32 protein-coding genes are annotated in these 25669 nt (G+C 68.7%); 11 read left to right on the plus strand and 21 right to left on the minus strand.

All coding sequences use genetic code 11. From position 1 onward, the window contains the following. The first annotated feature begins 15 nt into the window (after nt 1–15). The 7 genes from fliF to flgN all read left to right on the plus strand — a co-directional run bounded on the left by fliF (nt 16) and on the right by flgN (nt 6020). Entirely contained in the window at nt 16–1677 is a 1662-nt protein-coding gene (fliF, locus tag BM198_RS04085) for a flagellar basal-body MS-ring/collar protein FliF (RefSeq protein ID WP_074967987.1), read from the plus strand. Next, the gene (locus tag BM198_RS04090) at nt 1652–2710 is read left to right on the plus strand and encodes a FliG C-terminal domain-containing protein (protein WP_074967989.1); all 1059 of its coding nucleotides are present in this window, start codon (nt 1652–1654) and stop codon (nt 2708–2710) included. Before fliF ends, BM198_RS04090 begins: the two co-directional genes overlap by 26 nt. 7 nt (nt 2711–2717) lie before the next feature. Further along, nucleotides 2718–3410, plus strand: a complete 693-nt coding sequence (gene fliH, locus BM198_RS04095) for a flagellar assembly protein FliH (RefSeq protein ID WP_074967991.1) — start codon at nt 2718–2720, stop codon at nt 3408–3410. Nucleotides 3411–3414: 4 nt separating this feature from the next. Beyond that, entirely contained in the window at nt 3415–4746 is a 1332-nt protein-coding gene (gene fliI, locus BM198_RS04100; RefSeq protein WP_044400008.1) for a flagellar protein export ATPase FliI, read from the plus strand. Then, nucleotides 4743–5165 carry a flagellar FliJ family protein gene (locus BM198_RS04105; RefSeq protein WP_074967993.1) on the plus strand — a complete coding sequence of 141 codons (423 nt, stop codon included), beginning with the start codon at nt 4743–4745 and terminating at the stop codon, nt 5163–5165. The genes fliI and BM198_RS04105 overlap by 4 nt, the downstream gene beginning before the upstream one ends. Before the next feature lie 145 nt (nt 5166–5310). Next, nucleotides 5311–5595 (plus strand): flagellar biosynthesis anti-sigma factor FlgM, encoded by a 285-nt coding sequence (locus BM198_RS29490; protein WP_044399902.1) that lies wholly within the window; start codon nt 5311–5313, stop codon nt 5593–5595. Beyond that, nucleotides 5592–6020 carry a flagellar export chaperone FlgN gene (gene flgN / locus BM198_RS04115; RefSeq protein WP_074967995.1) on the plus strand — a complete coding sequence of 143 codons (429 nt, stop codon included), beginning with the start codon at nt 5592–5594 and terminating at the stop codon, nt 6018–6020. Before BM198_RS29490 ends, flgN begins: the two co-directional genes overlap by 4 nt. On the opposite strand, the gene BM198_RS04120 is transcribed toward flgN, so the two are convergent. The 15 genes from BM198_RS04120 to katB form a co-directional block, all read right to left on the minus strand. Continuing rightward, the gene (locus BM198_RS04120; protein ID WP_074967997.1) at nt 6005–6157 is read right to left on the minus strand and encodes a DUF2256 domain-containing protein; all 153 of its coding nucleotides are present in this window, start codon (nt 6155–6157) and stop codon (nt 6005–6007) included. The genes flgN and BM198_RS04120 overlap by 16 nt on opposite strands. Beyond that, the gene (locus BM198_RS04125; protein WP_074967999.1) at nt 6154–7692 is read right to left on the minus strand and encodes a cryptochrome/photolyase family protein; all 1539 of its coding nucleotides are present in this window, start codon (nt 7690–7692) and stop codon (nt 6154–6156) included. The genes BM198_RS04120 and BM198_RS04125 overlap by 4 nt, the downstream gene beginning before the upstream one ends. A 4-nt stretch (nt 7693–7696) precedes the next feature. Continuing rightward, a complete protein-coding gene (locus BM198_RS04130) occupies nt 7697–8002 on the minus strand; it encodes a DUF6482 family protein (RefSeq protein WP_044399893.1) in 306 nt (101 codons plus the stop codon). 24 nt (nt 8003–8026) lie between these two features. Further along, complete coding sequence (locus BM198_RS04135; RefSeq protein ID WP_074968001.1) at nt 8027–8728, minus strand: SDR family NAD(P)-dependent oxidoreductase; 702 nt, start codon at nt 8726–8728, stop codon at nt 8027–8029. A gap of 7 nt (nt 8729–8735) precedes the next feature. Then, complete coding sequence (locus BM198_RS04140) at nt 8736–9260, minus strand: DUF3833 domain-containing protein (RefSeq protein WP_044399887.1); 525 nt, start codon at nt 9258–9260, stop codon at nt 8736–8738. A 170-nt stretch (nt 9261–9430) separates the two neighbouring features. Continuing rightward, nucleotides 9431–10588: a glutathionylspermidine synthase family protein gene (locus BM198_RS04145; protein WP_044399883.1), complete on the minus strand. Its 1158-nt coding sequence runs from the start codon at nt 10586–10588 to the stop codon at nt 9431–9433. A gap of 9 nt (nt 10589–10597) precedes the next feature. Beyond that, nucleotides 10598–11329, minus strand: coding sequence for a DUF1190 domain-containing protein (locus BM198_RS04150; RefSeq protein ID WP_044399880.1), 732 nt, complete (start codon nt 11327–11329; stop codon nt 10598–10600). A 23-nt stretch (nt 11330–11352) separates the two neighbouring features. Further along, nucleotides 11353–11778 (minus strand): DUF350 domain-containing protein, encoded by a 426-nt coding sequence (locus BM198_RS04155; protein WP_044399877.1) that lies wholly within the window; start codon nt 11776–11778, stop codon nt 11353–11355. Nucleotides 11779–11794: 16 nt separating this feature from the next. Beyond that, nucleotides 11795–12457: a DUF2491 family protein gene (locus BM198_RS04160; protein WP_074968003.1), complete on the minus strand. Its 663-nt coding sequence runs from the start codon at nt 12455–12457 to the stop codon at nt 11795–11797. Continuing rightward, nucleotides 12454–13479, minus strand: a complete 1026-nt coding sequence (locus tag BM198_RS04165) for an ion channel (RefSeq protein WP_074968005.1) — start codon at nt 13477–13479, stop codon at nt 12454–12456. Before BM198_RS04165 ends, BM198_RS04160 begins: the two co-directional genes overlap by 4 nt. Before the next feature lie 58 nt (nt 13480–13537). Then, nucleotides 13538–14095, minus strand: coding sequence for a rhomboid family intramembrane serine protease (locus BM198_RS04170; RefSeq protein ID WP_074968006.1), 558 nt, complete (start codon nt 14093–14095; stop codon nt 13538–13540). Nucleotides 14096–14158: 63 nt separating this feature from the next. Continuing rightward, nucleotides 14159–14863, minus strand: coding sequence for a PspA/IM30 family protein (locus tag BM198_RS04175; protein ID WP_044399865.1), 705 nt, complete (start codon nt 14861–14863; stop codon nt 14159–14161). A 26-nt stretch (nt 14864–14889) separates the two neighbouring features. Continuing rightward, nucleotides 14890–15546 carry a YjfI family protein gene (locus BM198_RS04180; RefSeq protein ID WP_074968008.1) on the minus strand — a complete coding sequence of 219 codons (657 nt, stop codon included), beginning with the start codon at nt 15544–15546 and terminating at the stop codon, nt 14890–14892. Between the two features lie 175 nt (nt 15547–15721). Then, nucleotides 15722–16249 (minus strand): ankyrin repeat domain-containing protein, encoded by a 528-nt coding sequence (locus BM198_RS04185; protein ID WP_044399859.1) that lies wholly within the window; start codon nt 16247–16249, stop codon nt 15722–15724. A 46-nt stretch (nt 16250–16295) separates the two neighbouring features. Beyond that, the gene (katB, locus tag BM198_RS04190) at nt 16296–17774 is read right to left on the minus strand and encodes a catalase KatB (protein WP_394328326.1); all 1479 of its coding nucleotides are present in this window, start codon (nt 17772–17774) and stop codon (nt 16296–16298) included. A gap of 253 nt (nt 17775–18027) precedes the next feature. Between katB and BM198_RS04195 the strand changes: the two genes are divergently transcribed. Next, complete coding sequence (locus BM198_RS04195) at nt 18028–18927, plus strand: hydrogen peroxide-inducible genes activator (protein WP_074968012.1); 900 nt, start codon at nt 18028–18030, stop codon at nt 18925–18927. A 7-nt stretch (nt 18928–18934) separates the two neighbouring features. On the opposite strand, the gene BM198_RS04200 is transcribed toward BM198_RS04195, so the two are convergent. From BM198_RS04200 to BM198_RS04225, 6 genes are all read right to left on the minus strand, one after another. Then, the gene (locus BM198_RS04200) at nt 18935–20548 is read right to left on the minus strand and encodes an FMN-binding glutamate synthase family protein (RefSeq protein WP_074968014.1); all 1614 of its coding nucleotides are present in this window, start codon (nt 20546–20548) and stop codon (nt 18935–18937) included. 69 nt (nt 20549–20617) lie between these two features. Beyond that, nucleotides 20618–21391, minus strand: coding sequence for a substrate-binding periplasmic protein (locus BM198_RS04205; RefSeq protein WP_083422324.1), 774 nt, complete (start codon nt 21389–21391; stop codon nt 20618–20620). A 78-nt stretch (nt 21392–21469) separates the two neighbouring features. Then, nucleotides 21470–21907 carry a periplasmic heavy metal sensor gene (locus BM198_RS04210; RefSeq protein WP_074968016.1) on the minus strand — a complete coding sequence of 146 codons (438 nt, stop codon included), beginning with the start codon at nt 21905–21907 and terminating at the stop codon, nt 21470–21472. After that, on the minus strand, nt 21904–22203 hold the full coding sequence (locus BM198_RS04215) for a hypothetical protein (protein WP_074968018.1): 300 nt from the start codon (nt 22201–22203) through the stop codon (nt 21904–21906). Before BM198_RS04215 ends, BM198_RS04210 begins: the two co-directional genes overlap by 4 nt. Beyond that, entirely contained in the window at nt 22200–22766 is a 567-nt protein-coding gene (locus BM198_RS04220; protein ID WP_044399843.1) for a sigma-70 family RNA polymerase sigma factor, read from the minus strand. The genes BM198_RS04215 and BM198_RS04220 overlap by 4 nt, the downstream gene beginning before the upstream one ends. An 88-nt stretch (nt 22767–22854) precedes the next feature. After that, nucleotides 22855–23412, minus strand: coding sequence for a hypothetical protein (locus BM198_RS04225; protein WP_044399841.1), 558 nt, complete (start codon nt 23410–23412; stop codon nt 22855–22857). Between the two features lie 118 nt (nt 23413–23530). On the opposite strand from BM198_RS04225, the gene earP reads away from it, so the two are divergent. The 3 genes from earP to BM198_RS04240 form a co-directional block, all read left to right on the plus strand. After that, complete coding sequence (gene earP / locus BM198_RS04230; RefSeq protein ID WP_074968020.1) at nt 23531–24658, plus strand: elongation factor P maturation arginine rhamnosyltransferase EarP; 1128 nt, start codon at nt 23531–23533, stop codon at nt 24656–24658. Nucleotides 24659–24701: 43 nt separating this feature from the next. Continuing rightward, nucleotides 24702–25268, plus strand: a complete 567-nt coding sequence (gene efp, locus BM198_RS04235) for an elongation factor P (RefSeq protein ID WP_044399835.1) — start codon at nt 24702–24704, stop codon at nt 25266–25268. A 108-nt stretch (nt 25269–25376) separates the two neighbouring features. Beyond that, nucleotides 25377–25669: helix-turn-helix domain-containing protein (locus BM198_RS04240; protein ID WP_074968070.1), on the plus strand; the 293-nt coding region annotated here is incomplete at its 3' end.

Genomic DNA, 25669 nt, shown 5'->3' on the forward strand with positions numbered 1-25669 from the left:
ACTGGGAGTTCTAGCGTGCTCGACAACATTCGCGACAGGCTGCCCGCCGGTGGCCTGCGACTCGACCCCCGCCTGGGCATGGCCGGCCTGGCCGCCGCTGCCGCGCTGCTGGCGGCAATGGTCGTCTACTGGCTGTGGCGCGACAGCGTCGGCTACCGCGCGCTGTACGGCGCCCACGAGGCGTTTCCCGCCGCCGACGTGCTGCAGGTGCTCGACGGCGAAGGAGTGGACTACCGCCTGCACCCGCAGACCGGCCAGGTGCTGGTGCGCGAGGCCGACCTGGCCGCGACCCGCCTGCTGCTCTCGGCCAAGGGCGTGCAGGTGGCGGTGCCCCCCGGCTATGAGCTGTTCGACCGCGAGGAGCCCCTGGGCAGCAGCCAGTTCGTCCAGGACGTGCGCCTGCGCCGCAGCCTCGAAGGTGAGCTGGCGCGCACCATCGCCGAGCTCAAGGGCGTCGACCAGGTGCGCGTGCACCTGGCCCAGGAGCCCAGCCATTCCTTCGTCATCGGCCGCCGTGAGCCGGCCAAGGCCTCGGTGATGCTGCGCATGGCCGCCGGCCAGCGCCTGGCCCCGGAGCAGGTGGCGGCCATCGTCAACCTGGTGGCGGCCAGCGTGCCGCAGCTGGCCCCCGAGGCGGTCAGCGTGGTGGACCAGAACGGCGTGCTGCTGTCGCGCCAGGGTGTGGTCAACGGCGCGCTGCAGGACAGCCAGGTGGCCGAGGGCTACCGCCAGCAGGCGCTGGCCAACCTCGATGCGGTGCTGGCCCCGGTGCTGGGTGCCGGCAACTACCGGGTCAGCGTCAGCCCCGACTTCGACTTCAGCCAGAAGGAGGAGACCATCCAGGCCTACGGCGACACCCCGCGCCTGCGCAACGAAGTGGTGCGCAGCGAAAACACCCTGGACCAGTTGGCCCTGGGTGTACCGGGCTCCCTGAGCAACCGCCCACCGCCGGCCCAGCCCGCCCCGCCGGCCGCGCAGAAGCCGGCCGCCGGCACTCCGCCGCCGACGGACAACCCGGCCTCCACCAGCACCCGCAGCGAGAGCACCCGCCAGCACGAGCTGGACCAGCGCATCACCCACGTGCGCCACCCCTCGTTCCAGCTGCGCCGGCAGAGCGTGGCGGTGGTGCTCAACGCCGCCGCCGCGCCGGAGGGCGGCTGGAGCGAGGCCGCGCGCAAGGAGCTGGAAGAAACCTTGCGCGGTGCCGTGGGCTTCGATGCCGAGCGCGGCGACCAGCTGATCCTCAGCGTGATGCCCTTCGTGGCCCTCAAGACGCCCGAGGAGCCGGAGGTGGCCTGGTGGGAGAGCCCGCAGCTCTACGAATACGCCCGCTTCGGCGTAGTGGTGGTACTCGCCTTGCTGCTGCTGTTCCTGGTGCTGCGGCCGGCCCTGGCCGGGCTGCGCCGTCGCCAGGACGCGCCGCCAGCGGCCCTGGCGGACGGCTTGCCGGCAGGGGAGCAGGGGTTATTGCCCGGCCGTGGACCGGGCCAGGCCCTGGGCGGGGGGGTGTTCGGCGAAGCCAACCCTTTGGCCGAGGTGCGCCTGCCGGCGCCCGGCTCGGGCCTGGAGATGCAGGTGGAGCACTTGCAGCTCCTGGCCAGGAACGACCCGGAACGGGTTTCGGAAGTCATCAAGCATTGGATAGGTCGTCATGAACGAGACAACGACTCCGCCTGAAGAAGGCGCGAACCAGGCGGTACGCAAGCGCGTGCCCCCGGGGCGCGCCATGAGTTCCCTGGAGCAAGCGGCGATCCTTCTGCTGAGCATGGGCGACGACATGTCGGCCAGCGTGCTGCGGCAGTTCGGCCGGGAAGAGATCGTCGCCCTCAGCCAGGCCATGGCGCGGCTCTCCAACGTCAAGCAACCCATGGTGTCGGAGGTGATCGGGCGCTTCTTCGACGACTACCGCGAGCAGAGCAGCATCAAGGGCGCCTCCCGCCAGTACCTGTCCGGCATGCTCGGCAAGGCCCTGGGCGGGGACATCACCCGCAGCCTGCTGGACAGCATCTACGGCGAGGAAATCCGCGCCAAGATGGCCCGCCTGGAGTGGCTCGACCCGCGCCAGTTCGCGGCGCTGATCGCCAAGGAGCACGCGCAGATGCAGGCGGTGTTCCTCGCCTTCCTGCCGCCGTCCATGGCCACCGACGTGCTGGAGTCGATGCCGGCCGAGCGCCAGGACGACCTGCTGCTGCGCATCGCCAACCTCACCGAAATCAACGCCGACGTCATCGCCGAGCTGGAGGCGCTGATCGAGCGCAGCCTGTCCGTGCTCGGCACCCAGGGGTCCCAGGTGCGCGGGGTCAAGCAGGCCGCCGACATCATGAACCGCTTCAAGGGCGATCGCGGGCAGATGTTCGAGCTGCTGCGGGCCCGCAGCGAGTCGCTGGTGAGCCGCATCGAGGACGAGATGTACGACTTCTTCATCCTCTCCCGGCAGAACCCGGCGGTGCTGCAGACGCTGATGGAGAGCATCCCGCTGGAGGACTGGGTGGTGGCGCTCAAGGGCGCCGAGGCCGAACTGGTCAAGGCGGTGCAGGGCGCGCTGCCCAAGCGCCAGGCGCAGCAGATGGAATCCATCAGCCGGCGCCAGGGCCCGCTACCGCTGAGCCGTGTGGAGCAGGTGCGCAAGCAGATCATGGGCGTGGTGCGGGAAATGGCCGCTGCCGGTGAGCTGCAGATCCAGCTGTTCCGCGAAGAAACCGTGGAGTGAGTGATCCATGAACAGCCGAGTCATCAAGGGAGACAGTGCGGGATGGCGGCCTTACCGCTTCCCGCCGCGCAGTCGTCTGGCCGGGGTCATCGGCGAACGGGAGGCCGGCCTGGGTGGCCAGGCCGGCCTGTCCAACGGCTACCAGGCGGCCGTGGAGCAGGGTTACCAGGAGGGCTGCGAGCAGGGGCGCGCGGCCGGCCATGCCGAAGGCGTGGCGCAGGGCCTGGCGGAGGGACGGCGCCAGGCCCGGGAGGAGATCCGGGCGGCCGCCCAGCAGCGCTTCGAGGAGGCCAGCGCGCCCCTGCAGCAGTTGATCGAGGCGCACCGCACGCTCAACCGCGACCTGGAGCGGCGGCGCCGCGAGGAGTTGCTGGAGCTGGTGCGCAAGGTGGCCCAGCAGGTGATCCGCTGCGAGCTGACGTTGAGCCCCATGCAGCTGCTGAGCCTGGCGGACGAGGCCCTGGCCGGGCTGCCGGGGGACCCGGGGGAGGTGGAGCTGCGCCTCAACCCCGAGGAGTGCGCACGGCTGCGGGACCTGGCTCCCGAGCGCACCGCCGCCTGGCGCCTGGTGCCGGACGAGGGCCTGGGGCAGGGCGAGTGCCGCCTGGTCACCGCCCAGGCCGAGGCGGACATCGGTTGCCAGCAGCGCCTGGAGGCCTGCCTGGAGACGCTTTCCGACCACCTGATCAAGGAGCATTGAGGTGATGGGACTGGATGAACGATTCGACCTGGACCAGGCATTGCGCTCCCTGGACGGCGTCCAGCTGGCCACCGTCAGCGGCCGCCTGGTACGGGTCTCCGGCATGCTGCTGGAGAGCCTCGGCTGCCGCCGCATGACCGGCCAGCGCTGCCGGGTGGAGACCGCCGACGGGCGCGGGTTGGAGGCCCAGGTGGTGGGCTTCGACCGCGACATCACCTACCTGATGCCGTTCAAGAAGCCCGAGGGGCTGATGGCCGGCTCGCGGGTCTTCCCGGTGCGTGACGGCCAGCGCGTGGGCATCGACGACAGCTGGCTGGGGCGGGTGGTCAACGGCCTCGGCGAGCCCATCGACGGGCGCGGGCGGCTGGCCGGGCGTGACCCGCTGCCGCTGGGCCTGCCCAGCGTCAACCCGCTGCTGCGCCGACCGGTGACCGAGCCGCTGGACGTGGGCGTGCGCGCCATCAACGGCCTGCTGACCCTGGGCAAGGGCCAGCGGGTGGGGCTGTTCGCCGGCAGCGGGGTGGGCAAGAGCGTGCTGCTGGGGATGATCACCCGCCAGACCAAGGCCGAGGTGGTGGTGGTCGGGCTGATCGGCGAGCGTGGCCGCGAGGTGCAGGAGTTCATCCTCCACGCCCTGGGGCCCGAGGGCCTGCGGCGGGCGGTGGTGGTGGTAGCGCCGGCCAGCGAATCGCCGCTGATGCGCCTGAAGGCCACCGAGCTGTGCCACACGGTGGCGGGCTACTTCCGCGACCAGGGCCACGACGTGCTGCTGCTGGTGGATTCGCTGACCCGCTACGCCATGGCCCAGCGCGAGATCGCCCTGGCCCTGGGCGAGCCGCCGGCCACCAAGGGCTACCCGCCGTCGGTATTCGCCCTGCTGCCGGAGCTGGTGGAGAGCGCCGGCAACGGCGCGCACGGGCAGGGCAGCCTGAGCGCCATCTACACCGTGCTGGCCGAGGGCGACGACCAGCAGGACCCGGTGGCGGACTGCGCCCGGGCGATCCTCGACGGGCACATCGTGCTGTCGCGGCGGCTGGCGGACATGGGCCACTACCCGGCCATCGACGTCGCCGCTTCGGTCAGCCGCTGCATGGCCCAGGTCACCAGTGCCCGCCACCAGGGCGCCGCGCGGCAGTTCAAGGAGCTGCGCGCGGTGTACGAGCGCATCCGCGAACTGATCCCCCTGGGCGGCTACACCCCGGGGCAGGACCCACGCACCGACCGGGCGGTGCAGCTGGCGCCCAGCCTGGAGGCCTACCTGCGCCAGGACACCCATGAAGCGGCCGAACTGGAAACCACCCTGGACAACCTGTTGCACCTGCTGGGAGGCCTATGAAGCAGCGCATCGAATCCCTCGACCGTCTGGCCCTGTTGCGGGCCGGCAAGGTCCGCGACGTGCAGGCACGGCTGGCCCACCAGGCCGACCTGTGCCAGCGCTGCCGGGCCAACATCCAGGCCCTTGAGCAACTGGCGGCCGCGTCCAGCGGCGGTGCCTCGCCCCTGGAGCGGGACAACGCCCAGCGCTACAAGCTCACCCTGCACCGGGCCCTGGCCTGGCAGCGCCGCGAACTGGCCACCTTCGAACAGATGCGGGAGCGGCTGCAGGCCGAGCTGCAGCAGGCGCGCTTCGACGAGTTGCGCCTGGCCCATGTGCGGGATGACCAGCTGGCCCAGTGGCACCAGCTGCAGGCCCGCCAGGAACAACGCCAGCAGGACGCCATGGCCACGCAGAGCTGGCTGCGCGGCCGGTATTGACGGGGCCGTCTGCCCGGCGGTGCGCGTACCCCGTTCCGGGCTGAAGCCCGGGCTACGCCGTGCGCGCGATTCACGGCGGCGTTTAAGCGGGGGCCGATGCGGGTCGCCCAGTGGGAGGGAACCCGTTTGCCCCACTGGAGGCCCCATGGAAATCAATCGAACCCTGCCCGCAGCCCCTGTGACGCCACTGGAGGCGACGTCCCGTCATGATCGGGAGCCGTCCTCGGTGCCGGCAGGCGTGGCGAGCCTGCGTGCCCGGGAGGCGTCGATGCCGCTGGAGGCGCTGCAGGAGGCCCTGCGCGAGCTGCCGGAGATCGACCTCGACCGGGTACTGGCGCTGCGTGAGCTGCTGCGGGAGAAGGGCCTGGACACCCGGCCCGAGACCCTGGCCCGCAGCATGCTGGGCCATCACCGGGGTCAGGAGGGGTGAGCGCGGCGAAGCGCCAGCAGGTGCTGGCCACCCTGGAGGCGGACCTGCTCGCGGACCACCGCGCCATGCCGGCGCTGCTGGAGCACCTGGAGGCCCTGCATGCGGCCCTGGGGCGGCATGACCAGGGCCAGGTGGACGCGCTCAACGGCTACATCCAGCAGGCGGTGGATGCCATGGCCGAGCGCGCGCAACGACGTGCCCGGGTGCTGCGGGCCAACCGCCTGGCCGAAGGGCGCGGCGGCATGGCGCGGCTGCTGGCCTGCTACCCGGCGGAGCGCGCGAATGCCCTGCGGATGGTCTGGGGGGAGCTGGGGGAGATGCTGCAGCAGTGCCGCCGCCTCAACGAGCGCAACGGGCGCCTGCTGGCCGCGCAATGCGAGCTGATGGACCGGTGGCTGGAGCCGTCGCTCTACACGCCGGCCTGAGGCGTGGGGCCGCGCTGCCGGCGGCAGCGCTCGGAGCAGTAGCGCACTTCGTCCCAGCAGCGCGCCCATTTGCGCCGCCAGGCGAAGGGCAGGCCGCAGGCGGCACAGGTCTTCTGCGGCAGGTGGGCCTTCTTCACAGCGCCTCCCCGGCGTCGAGCCGGGCCAGCAGGGCTTCGCCCCGGGCCCAGAGGGCGTCCTGCTTGGTCTCGTCCATGCGCTCCAGGCTGCGGTAGATCATGCCCAGGCGGTGGTTGCCGCGCAGGCGGTCGCGGTGGCGCATGAGGAAGTGCCAGTACAGGGCGTTGAACGGGCAGGCCCGCTCGCTGGTGCTCTCGCTGACCTTGTAGTGGCAGCTGCCGCAGTAGTCGGACATGCGCTTGATGTACTGGCCGCTGGCGCAATACGGCTTGGAGCCCAGGTAGCCGCCGTCGGCGTGCATGACCATGCCCAGGGTGTTGGGCAGTTCGACCCAGTCGAAGGCGTCCATGTAGACCGCCAGGTACCAGTCGCAGATGGCCGGCGGGGCGATCCCGGCCAGCAGGGCGAAGTTGCCGGTGACCATCAGCCGCTGGATGTGGTGGGCGTAGGCATGCTCCAGGGTCTGGCCGATGGCCTGGCGCATGCAGTTCATGCGGGTATCGGCGGTCCAGTAGAAATCGGGCAGCGGACGCCGGTTGCCGAAGGCGTTGCGCTGGGCGTAGTCGGGCATCTGCAGCCAGTAGATGCCGCGCACGTACTCGCGCCAGCCGATGAGCTGGCGGATGAAACCTTCGGCGGCGTTCAGCGGAACGTCACCGCGCCGGTAGGCGCTTTCCACGTCGTCGCAGAGGCGGCGCAGGTCCAGCAGGCCGATGTTCAGCGCGGCGCTGATGCGTGCGTGGAAGAGGAAGGGCTCGCCTTCGGCCATGGCGTCCTGGTAGTCGCCGAAGGCGGCCAGGCCCTGGTCGAGGAAGCATTGCCAGAGGCGCTCGGCCTCGGCGTGGGTGACGGGGTAGTCGAAGCCCTCCACCTGGCCGTAGTGGTCGCTGAAGCGCTGGCGCACCAGGTCGATCACCGCCGTGGTGGTGGCGTCCGGCGGGAAGCGTGCCGGCAGCGGGGCCTTGACGCCCTTGGGCAGGGCCTTGCGGTTCTCGGCGTCGAAGTTCCAGGCACCGCCCAGCGGGGTGCTGCCGTCGGGCTCCATGAGCAGCCCGGTGCGCTTGCGCATCAGCCGGTAGAACAGCTCCATGCGCAGTTGCTTACGGCCTTCGGCCCAGCCGGCGAAGGTGGCGCGGCTGCAGAGGAAGCGGTCGTCCTCGTGCCACACCTGGGGCAGGTCGACGGCGCGCAGGGCCTGCTCCAGGCGCCACTCGCCGCATTCGGTGAGGTGCACTTCCCGCGCCTGCAGCTGCGTGGCCCAGCGGCTGAGCTCGCCGGGCAGGCTGCCGCTGTTGGCGGGGTCGTCGAGCTGCACGTAGTGCACGGTGAAGCCGCGTTGGCGCAGGGCCTCGGCGAAGTGCCGCATGGCGCTGAGGATCAGCACGATCTTCTGCGGGTGGTGCGGCACGTAGCGGGTCTCTTCCTGCACTTCGGCCATCAGCACCGCGTCCTGCGCGGGGTCGAGGGCGCGCAGGGCGGCGAGATCGAAGCTCAGCTGGTCGCCGAGGACCAGCGCCAGGCGGCGTCCGGGCATGGCGTTACCAGGCCGATTGCAGGGAGATCGGCAGGCGCATCGGCTCCTGCGGGCCGCCGCCGAGGCCGCAGGCTTCGTCCTGCACCACCTGCTGCACGAGGTGGAAGGGCACCGGGGTGATGCCCTGGAGCACGTCGCGGGCCTGGGTCATGGAGCGCAGGTGGAGCACCTTGCCCTGTTCGTCGAGCACCGGCTCGCAGCGCTGTGGGGTGATGGCGTGGAGGACGTAGTTACCGCCTTCCAGGGCGATCAGTTCGAGGCTGTTGAGCTGTTGGGACTGGGCGAGGTTGAACAGCTGCTGCAGGTTCATGGCACGTTCCTCTCGTGGGGTGGTTCACCAGGGCAGGGGCTCGCCGGTGTAGGCGTAGAAGCCGCCGCTGGCCTCGGGGCCGGCGCGGTCGATGACCGCCAGCAGCTGCTCCGCGGCATCGGCCGGCGGGCGGCCCGTCTCCCCGCCCCGGAAGGGCTGCGAGAGGCGGGTGTTCACGGTGCCGGGATGCAGCGCCACGACCACGCTGGCCGGCTGCCGGCGGGCGAGTTCGATGGCGGCTGTCTTCACCAGCATGTTCAGGGCGGCCTTGGAGGCGCGGTAGCTGTACCAGCCGCCGAGGCGGTTGTCGCCGATGCTGCCGACCTTGGCCGAGAGCAGCGCGAGGACGCTGCGGCGGCGGTCCAGCAGGCCGCTGAAATGACGCAGCACCAGCGCTGGGCCGAAGGTGTTGGCCTGGAAGGTGGCCAGTAGCTGGGCGTGGTTCAGGTCGCCCAGTTTCTTCTCGGGCATGAACTGCTCGGTGTGCAGCAGCCCGGCGGCATTGATGATCACCTGGAACGGCCCGACGGCCTCCACGGTGCGGGCGGCGGCTTCGATGCTGGCCTCGTCGGTGAGGTCCAGCCGGGGCGTGCTGCTACGGCCCAGGCCCAGGGCGAGGCCGCAGCGCGGGTCGGCGGCCAGGGCATCGAGCAGTGCGCCGCCGATGCCGCCGCTGGCGCCGATCACCAGGGCGCGGTAGCCGTCGGGGAAGCTGGGCAGGGTCATGGTGGGTTCAGTCCCGCTTGCGGAAGAACAGGGTGACCTGGCCCAGCTCGACGCCGAACTTGGTCATGAAGGAGCGGTTGGCCAGGGTGCGGTCGTCCAGCAGGTACATCCAGTCGTCGAAGTTGACGTGGTAGGTGGTGCCGTCCACCGGCAGCTCCAGCACGTAGCGCCAGCGCAAGGCGTTGCCGGCGACTTCGCCCTCGGCCACGCCGACCACGTCCGGGGCGGTGCCGCGCCAGCGGTTGGGGCCATCGGGGCGCAGGGTCCAGACCCGCTGCTGGCGGGTGCCGTCGCTGTAGGTGAAGCGTTCGTCGAGGATCAGCCGGCCGGCTTCTTCGCGACCCTGGATATCGACGTGGAAACGCTTGATCACCTTGCCGGAGCGGTCCTGGAACATGCCCCAGGCGTCCACCCCGCCGACGAAGTAGCGGCGCAGGTCCAGGGTGGGGTTCTCGTCCTTGTAGTCGCCCACTTCCACCTGGCTGCAGGCGCTGAGCAGCAGACAGAAGAGCAAGGCCAATCGCGATTTCATGGTGGGCTCCGTAAAAAGTTGTACATGGATGGAGTGAATGTACAAGAAAAGCTGTATTTGTCGAGTGTTTGTATAGGATTTTGGGCGGCACGGGACAGCCGGCTGCCCGAGGTGGGCAGCCGGTGGGGATCGGGTGGGGGAGAGGGGCGGAGCGGTGGGTGCGGTGCGGGTCAGTCGAGGACGACGTGGGGCAGGAAGCGGCTGGTGTCCTTGGTGATCAGGCTGTCGTCCTCGCGGATGCCCATGCCCGAGGCGGTGTCGCCGATGACCCAGGAGCCGATCAGGGTGTAGCTGTCGCCGAACTTAGGCAGCGGGGCGAACTGCTGGAGGATGTAGGGCGCGTCGGTGTAGGGGCCGTCTTCGGCGATGCGTTCGTCGCCTTCGGTGCGGATCTCGATGTTGGCGCCTTCGCGGGAGAAGAACGGCTTGCGCACCCAGCCCTTGGGCACCGGGGCGCGCGGGTCGGCGTCGAGGTGGCTGGGCAGCAGGTTGGGGTGGCCCTCGTTGAACTTCCAAAGCAGCGGGAGGATGCCCTTGTTGCTGATGATGGATTTCCACGCGGGCTCGACGAACTGGGTGTCGCAGCGCGGCACGGCTTCGCCGAAGGGCTCGCGGAAGATGTGCTCCCAGGCGTGCAGCTTGAACAGCCGGGGAATCCAGTTGCCCTGCAGGTCGACGAAGCGGCCTTCGGCGGTGAGGCCGATGTCTTCGATGTCGATGTGCCGGGCGTCGATGCCCGCCAGCCCGGCCATGCGCCCGAGGAAGTCGGTGGTGCCCCGGTCTTCCACCGAGCCGGCGATGGCGGAGAAGTAGAAGGGGGTGTCCTTGGCGAAGGTGTCGAAGGCGCGGATCAGGTCTTCGGCCAGGGTGTTGAACTGGTCGGCCTCGGCGGGCAGGGCGCCGCGGCGGATCTGGTCCTCCAGCCAGAGCAGTTGCACCGAGGCGCACTCCAGCAGGGAGGTGGGGGTGTCGGCGTTGATCTCCAGCAGCTTGGCCGGGCCGCGCCCGTCGTAGCTGAAGTCCATGCGCCCGTAGAGGTGCGGGTGGCCTTCCTTCCAGGAGGTGCGGACCAGATCGAAGAACGCCGGCGGAATCGCCAGGCCGCTGAGCAGCTCCTCGCTCTCCACCACGCGCTCGACCACGTCCAGGCACATCTGGTGCAGCTCACGGGTGGGCTGCTCGATGTCCTGGGTGACCTGTTCACGGGTGAAGCGGTAGTAGCCGCTTTCGTCCCAGTAACGCTCGCCGTCGATGGTGTGGAAGGCGAAGCCTTCGCGCTCTACGCGCTCACGCCAGTCGGGGCGTTCTTCGATGCTGATCTTGTGCATGGCCTGTCCTTAGCCGCCGAAGCCGAAACCGCCGGTCTTGCCGCCCCAGCCACCGCGTGCGTTGGCTTCGCTGCCGAAGCCGCCACGGGAGATGGTGGAACCCACCGCCGAGCTGGTGCTGCCGGTCTTGCTGCTCAGGCTCTTGCCCAGGGTCTGCTGGGTGTAGGTGGAGGAGGGGCTGCTGCGGGCCTGGGTGGAGCGGCTGAAGGTCTTGCCCTGCTCGATCTGCCGGGACAGCGTTGAGGTGGAGTAGCCACCCCGGGTGTCGCGGTACTGGTAGATCGGCTGGGAATAGTAGTGGTTGCCGCTGTTGCCCATCATGTGGCCGATCAGCAGGCCGGTGAGCAGGCTGTTGTCGCTGTGGCCGGTGCTCTGCACCACCTGCTGCTGGGCCTGCTCGTAGGTGTCGCGGCTGACCTGGTTGGTCATGGACAGCTCGAAGCCGGCCAGGCGCGGCATGAACTTGCCGTCCGAGGTGGCCTGGCAGTAGCCGGGCACGAAGTCGGCGTCGCAGGCGTCCTTGCTGTCGTAGGTGGGGGCGATGGCGCGGTGGTCGGCCATGGCGGTCATGTAGGCATCGGAGCAGACGTCCACGGGGAACTTGTCGGCGACGCAGGCCTGCACGTTCTTGAAGGTCTTGGTGGCGGTGACCTGGACCGTGTCCTGGGGCTTGCTGCAGCCGGCGATGGCCAGCGGCAGGGCACCAGCCAGGACCAGCTGTACGGAGTTGCGCTTTCTCATCGGGGTGTCCTCGCGTCGCCGTCTCAGGTCGAGGGGGTCATGCAGGCGGAGTTGAGGAAGCCGATGCTGATGGCCACCGAGGCGGAGTAGATGGCAGCGGCGTGCTCGCCACGGGCGATGCGCCCCGGCAGGTCCTTGAGCACCAGGCTGGCGACGAAGAAGGCCAGCAGTTGGACGATGGCGGCGATCACCACCCAGACCACGAAGTCCAGGACGCTGACGCTGTAGGCAATGATGTTGCTGGCCGGCAGGGCGAAGCCCACCAGGGAGCCACCCAGGGCAACGGCGGCGGCGCTGTTGCCTTCGCGGATCAGGGCGAATTCCTTGTGCGGGGTGATGCGCGTGTAGACGAACTGGAACAGCGCGAACAGGGCGGCCGCCACCAGGATGTACACGGCGAAGCCGAGTACGGCCGGGGCGTTGAGGGACATGCGCAGGGCGTCGAGCATGTGGGGTCTTCCTTGGTCAGAGAACGTTGATGTCGGTGATTTGCAACGTCACACCCACCGCGGTGGTGAGGCTGATGACGCCGTCTTCGTCTTCCTCCACCGAGAAGAGCAGGAACTCCCTCCGGTTGAGCAAGCCGATCTCGCGGGCGTAGAGCATGCTGTGGTGCTCGACGCCATAACTGGCTTCGGGGCTGACGACGAACTCGCGCAGGGGCACCAGTTCGGTCTGGCCGTCCTCGCTGCCCCACTGGCGGATGTATTCCTCACCCTCCAGCTCGTACAGCGGCATGCCGATGCGGGCGTTGGGGCCGGCCAGGCGCATCAGCTCGTCGCGGCTGTTGATGGCGGTCACCTGGTGGTAGCCGAAGAGAATGATGGACTCGATGTCGCTGTCGTCCGGGCCGTTCATCAGCACCTGGAGGAAGTAGTCCTCGTCGTCCAGGTAGAAGCGCTTGATGCGGGTGGACTGGCCCAGTTCCAGGGTGCCGACGGCCCAGACCTTTTCGTCGCCGGGGATCTCGACCCCGGTCTGGCCGTCCAGCAGGGCCTTCAGGGAGCGGTCCAGGCACAGCATGCGGCCGGCGGCCAGGCCCAGGGGCTGGCTGTCGCTGGCGTGGCGGGTGCCAGTGTTGCGGGGCAGGGGCGGCTCCAGGCCGAGCCAGCGCTTGAGGGTGCTCACAGGGCGTCTCCTTGCAGGCGATCAGTGGCGATGTAGAAGATCTCGCCGCCTTCGACGTTCAGCTCGTTGGCGGGGTTGATGGCGAACTGGGCGGCGCCCGGCGCGCGGTAGCCGATCAGCGTGGCGCCGTGCTCCTGGCGCAGGCGGATGTACAGCTCGCCGCAGGTGGTGCGCAGGCTGGCTGGCAGCACGTGGCGGTACTGGGTGGCGCCTTCGCCGACACACAGCAGCTCGGTGACCACGGCGCTGGAGCCCGGATCCTGGGAGGCGCGCACCAGCATCTCGATGGCCATGTTGGAGGTGCACTCCAGATCAGGCGCATAGCGGCGGGCGAGGGCGGCGCGCTCGGAGTCGTTGAAGTGGGCGACCACGTGGCCGGAGGTGCCGATGGCCTTGAGGGTGAGGACGATGGCCAGGGTCAGGCTGTCGGAACGGGTGTGCACCAGGATGCGCTCGGCCCCTTCGACCCCTGCGCGGCGCAGCAGCGAGGGGGTGTCGAGGGAGTCGCCACGGACGAAGGAGGCGCGGCCGGGTAGCGGGTTCTCTTCGATCAGGGCGTCGCAGATCACCAGGTTGTCATCGCGGGTGATGGCGTCCTGGTAGAGCAGCTCGACGATGCGCTCGCTGGCTTCGCCTTCCCAGCCGATCAGCACGGTGTGGCCCTTGAGGGTCGAGTAATCGCCCAGTCCCTTCATGTTCTTTCTCCAGAGTTCGCCGACGGAGGTGGATGCCTTGCCGATCACGGCGGTGAGCAGGGCGATGCCGCCGAGCATGATCCACAGGGTGGTGACCAGTTTGCCGGGCGCGGTCTTCGGCGAGAGGTCGCCGTAGCCCACGGTGGTGGCGGTGGTCAGGTAGAAGTAGGTGAAGTCGATGCCCTGGGTCAGGTGCTCTTCACCGGCCAGGGTCAACAGCAGGTAGGACAGGCTGTAGTGGCCCGCCAGCAGCATGCCGATGCCGGCCCAGCCGAAGCGCTGGAAGAAGGCCGAGGTGTGGTAACGCAACAGCAGCATCAAGGACATGGCATCCACTCCAACAATCTGTCCGTTCGGGGCCGGGTGATGATCCCGGCGCGCCGTTTCAGTTTCCTTGCACGTCCAGCCGCTTCGAGTGCATCAGCCAGGCCACCAGCACACCGGCGACGGCACCGGCGATGTGGGACTCCACCGACACGCCCGGCACCGGGATGAACCCGTACACCAGGCCGCTGTAGCCGGCCAGGGCCGCCAGGGCCACCAGCAGGCTGGCGAAGCTGCGCTGGAACCAGGCCCGTGCCAGCAGGTAGGTCCAGAGGCCGAAGATCAGCCCGCTGGCACCGACGTGCACGCTGGTTCGCCCGAACACCCACACCAGGGCGCCGCCGAGCAGGGTCACCAGCAGCGCGACGCGCAGGTAGCGGCCCAGGCCTTCGGTGCTGACCAGCCAGCTGAGGACGATAAAGGGAACCAGGTTACTCAAAAGGTGACGGAAAGATCCGTGCAGGAACGGGGCGAAGATTACACCCTGCAGGCCGTAAATGCTGCGGGGAATGATGCCATGGCGTACGAGACTGTCGCCGGTGACGCTATTGACGATCTGGATGACGACCATGAGGACCGCCAGGACGAGGATGACGCGGATGCGCTTGCCGGACTCCATGGTGGCGTCCCGAACTCCATGCGAAAGGGGGCGGGGCGGGCGGTTGCCCGCCCCGCAGGGGTGTTACTGGGCGCTGTCCGAGGACTGCTTGGCCTTCAGGCGGGCCAGCACGTCGGCGGCGCTGCCGCTCTGGGCGCCGATGCCGGCTTCCTGCAGGCGGCGCTCCAGGTCGCCACCGTTGGCGGCGGTCTGCATTTCCTCGGCGGCGGCCAGGCGGGCGTCCTGCTCGTCCTGGCGCTGGCGCAGGCGGTTCAGGCTGTCCAGGGCGGACTCCACCTTGCCGTTGGCGCCACCGGTGGCTTCGGCGGTGGCGACGCGGGCGCGCTGCACCACTTCGCGGGCCTTGGCCATCTCGATCTGCTGCTTCAGGCTCTTCAGCTGGCCTTCGGCCTTGTTGACCTGGGCGTGCAGCATGTCGGCCTGCTTGCCGAACTGCTCGGCCTGGTTCTTCTCCTGGTCACGCTGGGCTTCCAGTTCGGCGATCTTGTTGGCGCACTCCAGGGCCAGGCCTTCTTCGCCCTTGTTCAGCGCGGCGGTGGCCTTGCTTTCCCAGTTGGCGATGTCGTTGCCCAGGCTTTCCAGGCGCTGTTGGGACAGCTTCTGCTTGGCCTTGATGTCCACCAGGCCGTTGCGGGCCTGCAGCACGGCCTTGTCAGCGTCACGCATTTCCTGCTCGAGGATGCGGATGGCGTTGGCGTCGACGATGGCTTCGCCGACTTCCGAGGCACCGCCACGTACGGCGGTGATGATTTTTTTCCAGATGCTCATGGGGCTTCTCCTACGGGGGAATTCGGTCAGGCCTTGAAGTGGTCTTCGAAGGCTTCGACGGCGCGGATCACGTTCTCGGCCAGGGTGAAGACCTCCTGCACGATGACGGTCAGCGACGAGGCTGCGCTGAGGGCGCCAAACATGGAGTACACCTCCTGCCCGTCGATCACTTCGACCCCGACCGAGGACAGCGGGAACAGGTCGCGGGTACGCAGTACCAGGGCGTTGAAGTAGTGCGGATCCTTCACGTCGCTGACCGGTACCAGGGTGGCGTCGACCATGATGTGGTCGCCTTGCACCGCCAGGTAGATCGGCAGGTCGCCGTATTCGGTCATGGTCAGCTTCAGGCCGGCCTGCTCGCCCTCGGCGACGCTCAGCAGGATTTCACCTGCGGCCACCAGTTCCAGTTCGGCCAGGGCGCTGTGAAGCGAGCTGAGGGTCCAGTTGCTGTTCTCGGTCATGTAGTCCTCCAGTTTGACTCGGTCGCCCAGAAAGGGCTGCCGTAACGCTCTCTCGATGCCTTTAAGGGCGTTCACGTTTTCGGGAAGGATCCAGAATTCGCGCTTCACCAAACCCGCATCGCGAAGTCGGTTCCTCATATCGCGGACATAGTCGGCAGAAGTCTTGCCCTTGGGCGAAGTAGCCTTCCGTTCGCTGGTGTCCGTGGTCTTCTTGCGAGGCATTTCGCTCCTCCTCAAGTGCAACGGAGCGAACATTACGCCGGTCCGAGCGGTTGCGCAATTCCTTACATGAAAGATTTTATGAATCTTTCATGTAAGTATTTTTTGCGGCTTTTACGGCCCTGCGCAAACGCCCGGCACAGGGCCGGGCGCGTGGCATTGCAGAGGGGGAGGGGCTTCAGCGGGTGCGGATCTCGCCGCTGGCGAGGCTGTGGGCGTCGTTGCCCATGGCGTCCTTGAGGTCCAGGTCCGCGCCCTTGCGGCGCAGGGCTTCAAGCAGCTCGGTGCGCTGGAACAGGGCGGCGTACATGGCGGCGGTCTGCCCGGCGGCGTTGCGCTGGTCGGTGGGGCAGTCGGCCTGCATCAGGCGCCGGGCGATGCCCAGTTCGGCCTTGAAGATGGCGCCCATCAGGGCGGTGTTGCCGCGTTGGTCCTGCAGGCAGGGGTTGGCGCCGGCGGCCAGCAGGGCGTCCACGGCTTCGGCATGGCCGTGGTAGGCGGCGAGGATCAGGGCGCTGTAGCCCTTGGCGTCCTGGGTGTCGAGGTCGTAGCCGGCCTCGATGAAGGTGGCGAGCATGTCGGTGCGGCCGTTGCGCGCGGCCTCGAAGAAGTAGTCGGCCAACTGGGCCTTGATGGCGGCCTCGTCCGGTTGCGCGGCGACCGCCAGGCTGCTGGCCAGCAGCAGGGTGCAGAGTAGGGCTTTCATCGCGGGCTCCAGGGGCCGGCCCGCATGAAGCGGGCCGGCGGTTGGGTCAGTCGGAGAGTTTCGCGGCCAGGGCCTTCACCTTGGCCAGGTCGCCACCGGCCACCTGGGTGACGCGGGTGCCGTAGTCGACATCGGCCTTGTAGAGGAAGGACAGCATGATGTGCTTGCTCTCGCTGTCGGTGCCGGCCAGGGACTGGCCGAAGCTGTTCACCAGGTCCTGCTTCTCCTTGCGGCTGTAGGAGCGGTAAAGGTCACCGGCCTGCTTGAAGTTCTGCTCGCGCTGGATGCGGCGCTGCTGGGTGGTGCCTTGCAGCGGGGTTTCCACGTAGCGGGCAGCGGTCGTCTCTTCACGCGGCTCCAGGCGGCTCGGCTGGTAGTTCACGCCGCTCAGGCTGTGGCCGGCGTTCATCGCGCCGTCCTGGTTGCCGTTGTTGACCGGGACCTTCGGGCGGTTGACCGGCAGCGACAGGCCGTTGGCGCCGACGCGGTAGAGCTGGGTGTCGGCGTAGGCGAACACGCGGCCCTGCAGCAGGCGGTCTTCGGAGGGCTCGATGCCGGGCACCAGGTTGGACGGTGCCATGGCCACCTGCTCGGTCTCCTGGAAGAAGTTGTCGACGTTGCGGTTCAGCACCATCTGGCCGACCTTGCGCTCCGGCACGTCAGGCCAGACCTTGGTGGCGTCCAGCGGGTCGAACTCGAAGCGCGCCAGGTCCTCGGGCTTGAGCACCTGCACGTAGAGGTCCCACTTCGGGTAGTCGCCCTTGGCGATGGCGTTCACCAGGTCGTTGGTCATGTGGCTGTAGTCCTTGCCCTGGACGGCCTCCACTTCCTTCGGGTCGAGGTTGCGGATGCCCTGCAGGCTCTTCCAATGGAACTTCACGTAGCTGACCTCGCCCTTGGCGTTGACCAGCTTGTAGGCGTGCACGCCGTTGCCGTCCATGAAGCGGTAGCCGGCCGGGGTGCCCTCGTTGGAGTAGAGCAGGGTCAGGGTGCGGATGGCCTCGGGGTGGTGGGAGAAGAAGTCGAAGCGGCGCGAGTCATCGTCCAGGTTGGTGCGCGGGTCCGGCTTGAAGGCGTGGACCATGTCCGGGAACTTGATGGCGTCGCGGATGAAGAAGGTGGGGAAGTTGTTGCCCACCAGGTCCCAGTTGCCGTCGGCGGTGTAGAACTTGGTGGCGAAGCCGCGCGGGTCACGCAGGGTTTCCGGCGAGTGGTTGCCATGCACCACCGAGGAGAAACGCACGAACACGGGGGTGCGCTCGCCGTTGCGGAACAGCTTGGCGATGGTCAGGTCGGCGAGGTCCGCCGTGGCGGTGAACTCACCGTGGGCGCCGGTGCCCCGGGCATGCACCACGCGCTCGGGGATGCGCTCGCGGTCGAAGCGCTGCAGCTTCTGGATCAGTTGCACGTCCTGCAGCAGCACGGAGCCGTTGGGGCCGGCCGTTTGCGAGTTCTGGTTGTCACCCACGGGGGCGCCGTTGTCGCGGGTCAGCGGGGCGGCCATCGCGGTGGAGAGGTTGAGCATGAAGGCCGATGCCAGACCGAGGGCCAGGCCGTTGCGGCTATGAATGGACATTTTCGTCTCCTGATGTCTCTGGTTCGGGTTACTGCCGGGCAGACCTTAGGAACATCAGGGCGCTGTTAATAATGAATTTTGGGCAGTCGCCCGATTAAGAAATATGAACGGGGAAGCCCGCGCGCGCTCGCTACAGTACCCCGGCCTTCACTGACTGGAGCCATACCGCGATGCCCTGGGGCATTGTCGAGCCGGGAAGCCTATGACCTTGACCGAACTGCGTTACGCCGTGGCCTTGGCCGATACGCAACACTTCGGCCGCGCCGCCGAGCGCTGCCACGTCAGCCAGTCCACCCTCTCGGTGGGCATCAAGCGGCTGGAGGACGACCTGGGGGTCGCCCTGTTCGAACGCGCCCGGGGCGCGGTGCAGCTCACCCCCATCGGCCACAGCATCGTCGAGCGTGCCCAACGCGTGCTGGTGGAAGCCAACGGCGTGCTGGAGCTGGCCCATGTCGGCCGCAACCAGTTGGGGTCGCCGCTGCGTATCGGCGCCATCTACACCATCGGCCCGTACCTGTTCCCGCACCTGGTGCCCCAGCTGCACACCGTGGCGCCGCAGATGCCGTTGTACATCGAGGAGAATTTCACCCACGTGCTGCGTGACCGCCTGCGTGCAGGCGAGCTGGATGCGCTGATCGTCGCCATGCCCTTCAGCGAGCCGGACGTGCTGACCAAGGTGCTCTACGACGAAGCCCTGTACGTGGCGATGCCGGCCGACCACCCGCTGGCCGACACGCCCAGGGTGGACGCCCGCCACCTGCGCGACGAGCCGCTGTTGCTGCTGGGGGAAGGGCACTGCTTCCGCGACCGGGTGCTGGAGACCTGCCCCCCGGCCCAGCGCGAGGCGGGTGGACGCACTACGCACCTGGAAGCCAGCTCCCTGGAGACCATCCGCCACATGGTGGCGTCCGGACTGGGGGTTTCGGTGTTGCCGCACTCGGCGCTGGATGGCCATGCCACGGGCAACCTGGCGATCCGCCCCTTCGCCCCGCCGGCGCCGTTCCGCCAGGTGGCCATCGCCTGGCGCGCGAGCTTTTCTCGCCCGCGCGCCATCGATGTGCTGGCCGATTCGGTCAGGCTGTGTTCGGTGCGCCCGACCTAGGCCGGGCTCACCAGCCGCAGGCCGCCTCGAAGCTGTCGGCGCGGGCCATGGCCCACATGCGGGCGTAGAAGTCGGCTTCGAGGTCGTCCCGCAGCAGGTCGCCCGGCTTGAGGAAGACGTGGAGCTGGGAGAACAGGCGGATCTCCCGGTCGGACACGCGCCGCACCAGGTGGCGCGGTTCGAGCTGGGAGGGGTGCTCCAGGCCGGCGGCGGCGAGCATCTCGGCCAGGGCCTTGAGGGTGTTGCGGTGGAAGTTGAACACCCGCTCGGCCTTGTCGGGCACCACCAGGGCGCGCTGGCGCAGCGGGTCCTGGGTGGCCACGCCGGTGGGGCATTTGTTGGTGTGGCAGCTCTGGCTCTGGATGCAGCCGATGGCGAACATGAAGCCCCGTGCGGAGTTGGCCCAGTCGGCGCCGATGGCCAGCACGCTGGCGATGTCGAAGGCGCTGACGATCTTGCCGCTGGCGCCCAGGCGGATCTTGTCCCGCAGGTTCAGCCCCACCAGCACGTTGTGCACGAACAGCAGCCCTTCGCGCAGCGGCACGCCGATGTGGTCGGTGAATTCCAGGGGCGCCGCGCCGGTGCCGCCTTCGGTGCCGTCGACGACGATGAAGTCCGGCAGGATGCCGGTCTCCAGCATGGCCTTGGCGATGCCCATGAACTCCCAGGGGTGGCCGATGCACAGCTTGAAGCCCACCGGCTTGCCGCCGGAAAGCTCACGCAGGCGCTCGATGAACTGCAGCATCTCGATGGGAGTGGAGAAGGCGCTGTGGCGGGACGGGGAGATGCAGTCCTCGCCCATGGGCACGCCGCGGGTGAGGGCGATTTCCTCGGTGACCTTGTGCTTGGGCAGGATGCCGCCGTGGCCGGGCTTGGCGCCCTGGCTGAGCTTGATCTCGATCATCCGCACCTGCGGGCTGGCGGCCTGGGCGGCGAAGCGCTCCGGGTCGAACTGGCCGGTGGCGGTGCGGCAGCCGAAGTAGCCGCTGCCCAGTTCCCACACCAGGTCGCCGCCGTGTTCGCGGTGGTAGGGGCTGATGCTGCCCTCGCCGGTGTCGTGGTAGAAGTTGCCGCGCCGGGCACCCTGGTTCAGCGCGCGGATGGCGTTGGCACTGAGGGAGCCGAAGCTCATGGCGGAGATGTTGAACACCGAGGCGGAGTAGGGGTGCTTGCACTGCGGGCCGCCGATCACCACGCGGAAGCTGGACGGGTCGCTCAGCGGCGCCGGGCGCATGGAGTGGCCGATGAACTCGAAGCCGGGCTGGTACACGTCGATCAGCGTGCCGAAGGGCTTGTCGGCGCCCTCGTTCTTGGCGCGGGCATAGACCAGCGAGCGCTGGGCGCGGGAGAAGGGCAGCTGTTCGCCATCGCCCTCCAGCAGGTACTGGCGGATTTCCGGGCGGATGCCCTCCACCAGGTAGCGGATGTTGCCCAGGATCGGGTAGTTGCGCCGTACGGCGTGGCGGTCCTGCAGCAGGTCGACGATGCCCAGCAGGCTGAGCAGGCCGGTGAGCAGGGTCAGCGGCCAGAGCCACTCGTGGTGGATGAAGGGCAGGGTGACCAGGGTGAAGAGCACGCAGAAGGCGAAGAACGCATAGCGGCTGAGAAGCGACAGGTTCATGCGGGTTCCTTGTGGGGAGAGTGCGCGGCACAGCTTAGCGGAACGCAGCGGCGCCGGGTCCGAGGCGGCTCAGGGAAGCGGACGGGATCGGGCGTCGAATTGCCGCCACAGGGCGGCCTCGCGGCCGTTTTCGCGCAGTTGCGCCAGGCCCCGGTCGAACGCGGCCCTCAGTTCGGTGGCGCCCGGTGCCGGACCGAACAGGAGGAAGTAGTCCCAGCGTTGCAGGACCGGCGTGGTGGCCAGCCGTGCGCCTTCCTCGGGCGTCAGGCGGGTGCTGATGAGCCAGCGGCCGGTGCCCTTGACCATGTCCACGGCATCGATACGTCCGGCGGCGAGCTTGCGCAGGTTCTGCAACTCGTCCCCGCTCACCTCGTAGCGCAGCAGGCCACGGCGCTCGGCGGTTTCCAGCACCGGCGTCTTCGCCGAGCCGAGCGGCAGGCCAATGGTGAGGCCGCGCAGGCGCTCGATCTGCTCGGCGGTGCCGTTCCAGGCCACCGGGTGGGCCTGGTTGTAGAACAGCACCACTTCATCGCTGTAGACCCGTTGCGAGTAGCTGCAGCAGGCGTCGCGCTCGGGGCTGTGCCCCCATACGGCGGAGGCCTGCCAGTGGCCCCGGCGGACCTCCTCGAAGGCGCGCTTCCAGGGGAAGAACCCATAGTCGACGCGGATGCCCTGGGTGGCGAAGGCCTCGCTGATGAGGGTGGGGATCACCCCGTAGCCGGGCTGGCCGGCGCTGATCAGGGGTGGCCATTCGCCGATGGCGATGCGGATCTGGCCGTCAGCCTGTACAGGGCCGGCCAGCAGGGCGCAGAAGAGGGACAGCAGGACCCGCGAACGGCGCATCGAAGCTTCCTCGGCTGGATACGCCCCGGGCGGGCGCTCGTTCAGCCAAGCACAGGCCGTACGGGTCTGCCAGCCGGCCTAGCGGGCCAGCAGCGGGCGCTCCAGCAACTGGTGGCGCTGCTCGGCAGGCAGCCGTTCGGCGATCTCCAGCAGCATGGCCTGGGCGGCGGCCTGCAGTTCGCCCGTGGCCTGGCGCTGGCGGGCGAAGCCGTTTTCGATGGCGCTGCGGTCCAGGGGATCGGCGGCCAGTTGCTTCAGCAGCTGCCGGCGGTTGTCGCGGTTGGTGCTGGCCAGTCGGCGCAGCTCCGGCGCATGGGTGCTGATGATGGCGCTGACTTCGCTGCGCTGGGCGTCGGGCAGGGCCTCCACGCGGGCCATGAGCTGGCGCATGGGCTGGCTCTGCAGGCCGAAGGCGAGGGCCGGCGTGGCCGGGCGGGCGATCAGCCAGCCGACCAGGAAGGCGTTGGCCGCCAGGGAAAGCAGCAGGGCAGTGGCAAGGAGTCCGGTTCGTTTCATGGTTCGTCCGTCCACAGCAGTTGGTCCACGGCCTGGGCCGCGAGGGCCAGGTCATCGTCGGCCGGTGGGCTGGCCAGGTGGCCGCCGAGCAGGCCCAGCAGGCCGCACAGCACGAGGCTGGCGAGGCTCGCCTGCCAGCCGGGTTGCCAGTGCGCCAGGGCGCGACGCAGGCGCAGGTGCCAGGGCAGCCGCTGGGGCTGGGCGGTGGCGTGGGCGACGATGCGCGCGGCCAGATCGGGCGCCGGGCGGGGCGCGGGCTGGTCGGCCAGGTGGCGCAGGTCCGGGTCTTGGTTCATGGGGATTCCTCCTCGTTGCGGCGGCTGGGCAGCCAGCGCCGGAGCTGGGCGCGGGCACGGCCGAGCAGGCCCTCCAGCGCTTTCACATGCAGGCCCATGGCGGCCGCCGCCTGGGGGTTGCTGTGCGCCTCGAAGTAGCAGAGCACCACGGCCATGCGTTGCCGGTCCGGCAGGCGCTGCACCACCCGGTGCAGTTCGGCGGCCTCGCGGGCCTGTTGCAGCTGCTGGTCGGCCGGGGTGTCGGGGTCGAGCAGTTCATCCAGCAGGGTGTCGATGTCGGTCTCCGGACGGCGCTTGCGTCGCCGCAGCTGGTCCAGGCACTGGTGCACCAGGATGCTGTGGAACCAGGTGGTGAAGCGCGCCCGTCCGGGTTGCCAATCGCAGGCGTGGGTCCACACGCGGGTGAAGGCTTCCTGGGCGGCGTCCTCGGCGTCGGCCTGTTCCGGCAGTACGCGCCGGGCAATGGCATAGGCGCGCGGCAGGTGCCGCTGCACCAGCGTCGAGAAGGCCCGCTCGTCCCCCTCGGCCACCTGGGCCATGAGCTGTTCGTCGTCGAGTGGCATCCGTTGCGTTCGCCTGGCCTCAGGAACAGGGGCTGCCGGGCGCTTCGGCCCGCGTGGAGCGGAAATGCGGGGACATGCCGGGCACCTTTCAGGGGTTGGGGGTGAGGGTGACGCTGCCGGTGCGGGTGTTGCCCTGCGGGCCGGTGACGCTGCGGCTCAGGGTGCCGCTGTCGCGGTCGAGACTGTAGCGGGTGGAGCGCTCTGCCGTCTCGCCGTTGGCACCGGTGACCTGCACCTGGTGGCTGAGGCTGCCGTCGTCGGCGCGGCTGGTCTGCTGGGTGAAGGTGCCGCTGTTGCCGGCGGCGTTGCTCCAGGTCCCGCTGGTCTGGCCGTCCTGCCGGGTGGCCTCGATGCTGCGCGAACGCCCGTCGGCCCCCGTGGTGGTGCGGCTGAGCTGGCCGCTGGTGGCGTCGTAGCGGGTGGTGCTGCTGGTGCTGGCGGTGCGGCCGTTCTCGCCGGTGACGCTGCGCTGGCGGGTCAGGCCGTCGGCCAGGGTGCCGCTGCGCTGGGTCTGCCAGGTGCCGCTGTGGCCTCGGCCGGTGCTGAAACCGCCGGCGCGCTGGCGCTCGCCGGCATCGACACCGCCGGCCAGGACGACGGCCAGGCAGAGCAGGGGAAGCAGGGCGGAGCGGGGAGACGGGTGCATGCTGAACCTCGTTTCAGGGTGGGGTTGCCGGTGTTACGCGGGCCCGGGCACGGCCCCTGCGTTTTTTTGCGTGGGCCCCGGAGTAAACTGCGCGCCTCTTCAAGGCCGGGGTGGTGCGGTGAACTGGGACATCTTCTGCAGCGTGGTGGACAACTACGGCGACATCGGCGTGACCTGGCGCCTGGCCCGCCAGCTGGTGGCCGAGCACGGGCTGGCGGTGCGCCTGTGGGTGGATGAGCCGGCGGCCTTCCAGCGTTTGCACCCGGCGGCTGATCCCCAGGCAGACCGGCAGGTCTGTGCCGGGGTGGAGGTGCGCCGCTGGTACCGGGAGTGGCCTGACGTGGCCCCGGCCGATGGGGTGATCGAGGCCTTCGCCTGCGAGCTGCCGGCGGCCTACGTGGCGGCGATGCAGGCCCGTGAGCGTCCGCCGCTGTGGTTGAACCTGGAGTACCTGAGCGCCGAGGACTGGGTCGGTGGCTGCCACGGGCTGCCGTCGTTGCAAGCCAATGGGCTGAACAAGTTCTTCTTCTTCCCTGGGTTCCGTGCCGACACCGGCGGTCTGCTGCGCGAGGCTGGCCTGTTGGCGCGGCGCGAGGCCTGGCAGGCGGACCGGGTGGCACAAGACGCCTTCCTGGCTTCCCTGGGCGTGGTGCGCGAAGCCGGTGCGCGGTTGGTCTCGCTGTTCGCCTACGAGAACCCGGCGCTGGCGAGCTGGCTGCAGGCACTGGCCGAGGACGCCCGGCCGACCTGCCTGCTGGTGCCGGAGGGGCGCATCCTCGGTGACCTGGCGGCCTGGGCGGGGCAGGACGGGCTGGTGGCGGGGGGTCGGCTGCAGCGCGGCAACCTGTCGCTGGTGGTGCTGCCCTTCGTGCCCCAGGACGACTATGACCGCCTGCTGTGGTGCTGCGACTTCAACGCCGTGCGCGGCGAGGACTCCTTCGTGCGGGCGCAGTGGGCGGGGCGTCCGCTGCTGTGGCACATCTACCAGCAGGCGGAGGATGCCCACCTGGAGAAGCTGGAAGCCTTCCTGGCGCTGTATGGCGAGGGGTTGTCGAGCGAGGCGCAGCAGGCGTTGCGTGGTGCCTGGCTGGCCTGGAACCGGGGAGGCGACATGGGCGAGGCGTGGCGTGCGCTGGTTCGCCACGAGGCCGAGCTGCAGGTCTGGGCCCAGCGCTGGTGCGGTCTGCAGGGATCGCGGCAGGACCTGGCCGCAGGGATGGTGCATTTTTATACAAATTGGATATGATACGCGGCCTGTTTTTAGTCACCCATCCAAATCGGATATTCGTATGAAAACCGCTCAAGAGTTCCGCGCCGGCCAAGTCGCCAACATCAATGGCGCTCCCTGGGTCATCCAAAAGGCCGAATTCAACAAGTCCGGCCGTAACAGCGCCGTCGTCAAGATGAAGCTGAAGAACCTGCTGACCGGCGCCGGTACCGAGACCGTGTTCAAGGCCGACGACAAGCTGGAGCCGATCATCCTTGAACGCAAGGAAGTGACCTACTCCTACTTCGCCGACCCGCTGTACGTGTTCATGGACACCGAGTTCAACCAGTACGAGATCGAGAAAGCCGACCTGGAAGGCGTCATGACCTTCATCGAAGACGGCATGACCGACGTTTGCGAAGCCGTTTTCTACAACGATCGCGTGATCTCCGTTGAACTGCCGACCACCATCGTTCGCCAGATCGCCTACACCGAGCCGTCCGTCCGTGGCGACACCTCCGGCAAGGTGATGAAGACTGCCCGCCTGCACAACGGTGCTGAGCTGCAGGTTTCCGCCTTCTGCGAAATCGGTGACTCCATCGAGATCGATACCCGCACCGGCGAGTACAAGTCCCGCGTCAAGGCCTGAGCCTGAACCGCGTGTGACAGAAAAGCCCGGCATTGCCGGGCTTTTTCGTTTCTGCTGTCCCGTCCTGAATAAGGTTTACACCTTCGCCCTTATTTCAGGAGAACCCCGATGGCAGAAGGTATCCGTCGCAGTCAGCGTGATTACACGCAGGCTTTTAAACTGGCAGTCGTCGATCAAGTCGAAAAAGGCGAAATGAGCTACAAGGAGGCTCAGGCTCGCTACGGCATCCAGGGCCGTTCGACGGTGCTGGTGTGGTTACGCAAGCATGGTCGGCAGGACTGGAGTCAAGGAGCCTCCATTCGATCCGCCAGGAGCAAGCCGATGTCCGAACCCAACCTGCCACTGACGCCGGAGCAGCGCATCAAGGAGCTGGAGCAGCAGCTGGAAGTCATGAGCCAGAA

Source organism: Metapseudomonas otitidis, from assembly GCF_900111835.1.
GTDB classification, from domain to species: domain Bacteria; phylum Pseudomonadota; class Gammaproteobacteria; order Pseudomonadales; family Pseudomonadaceae; genus Metapseudomonas; species Metapseudomonas otitidis.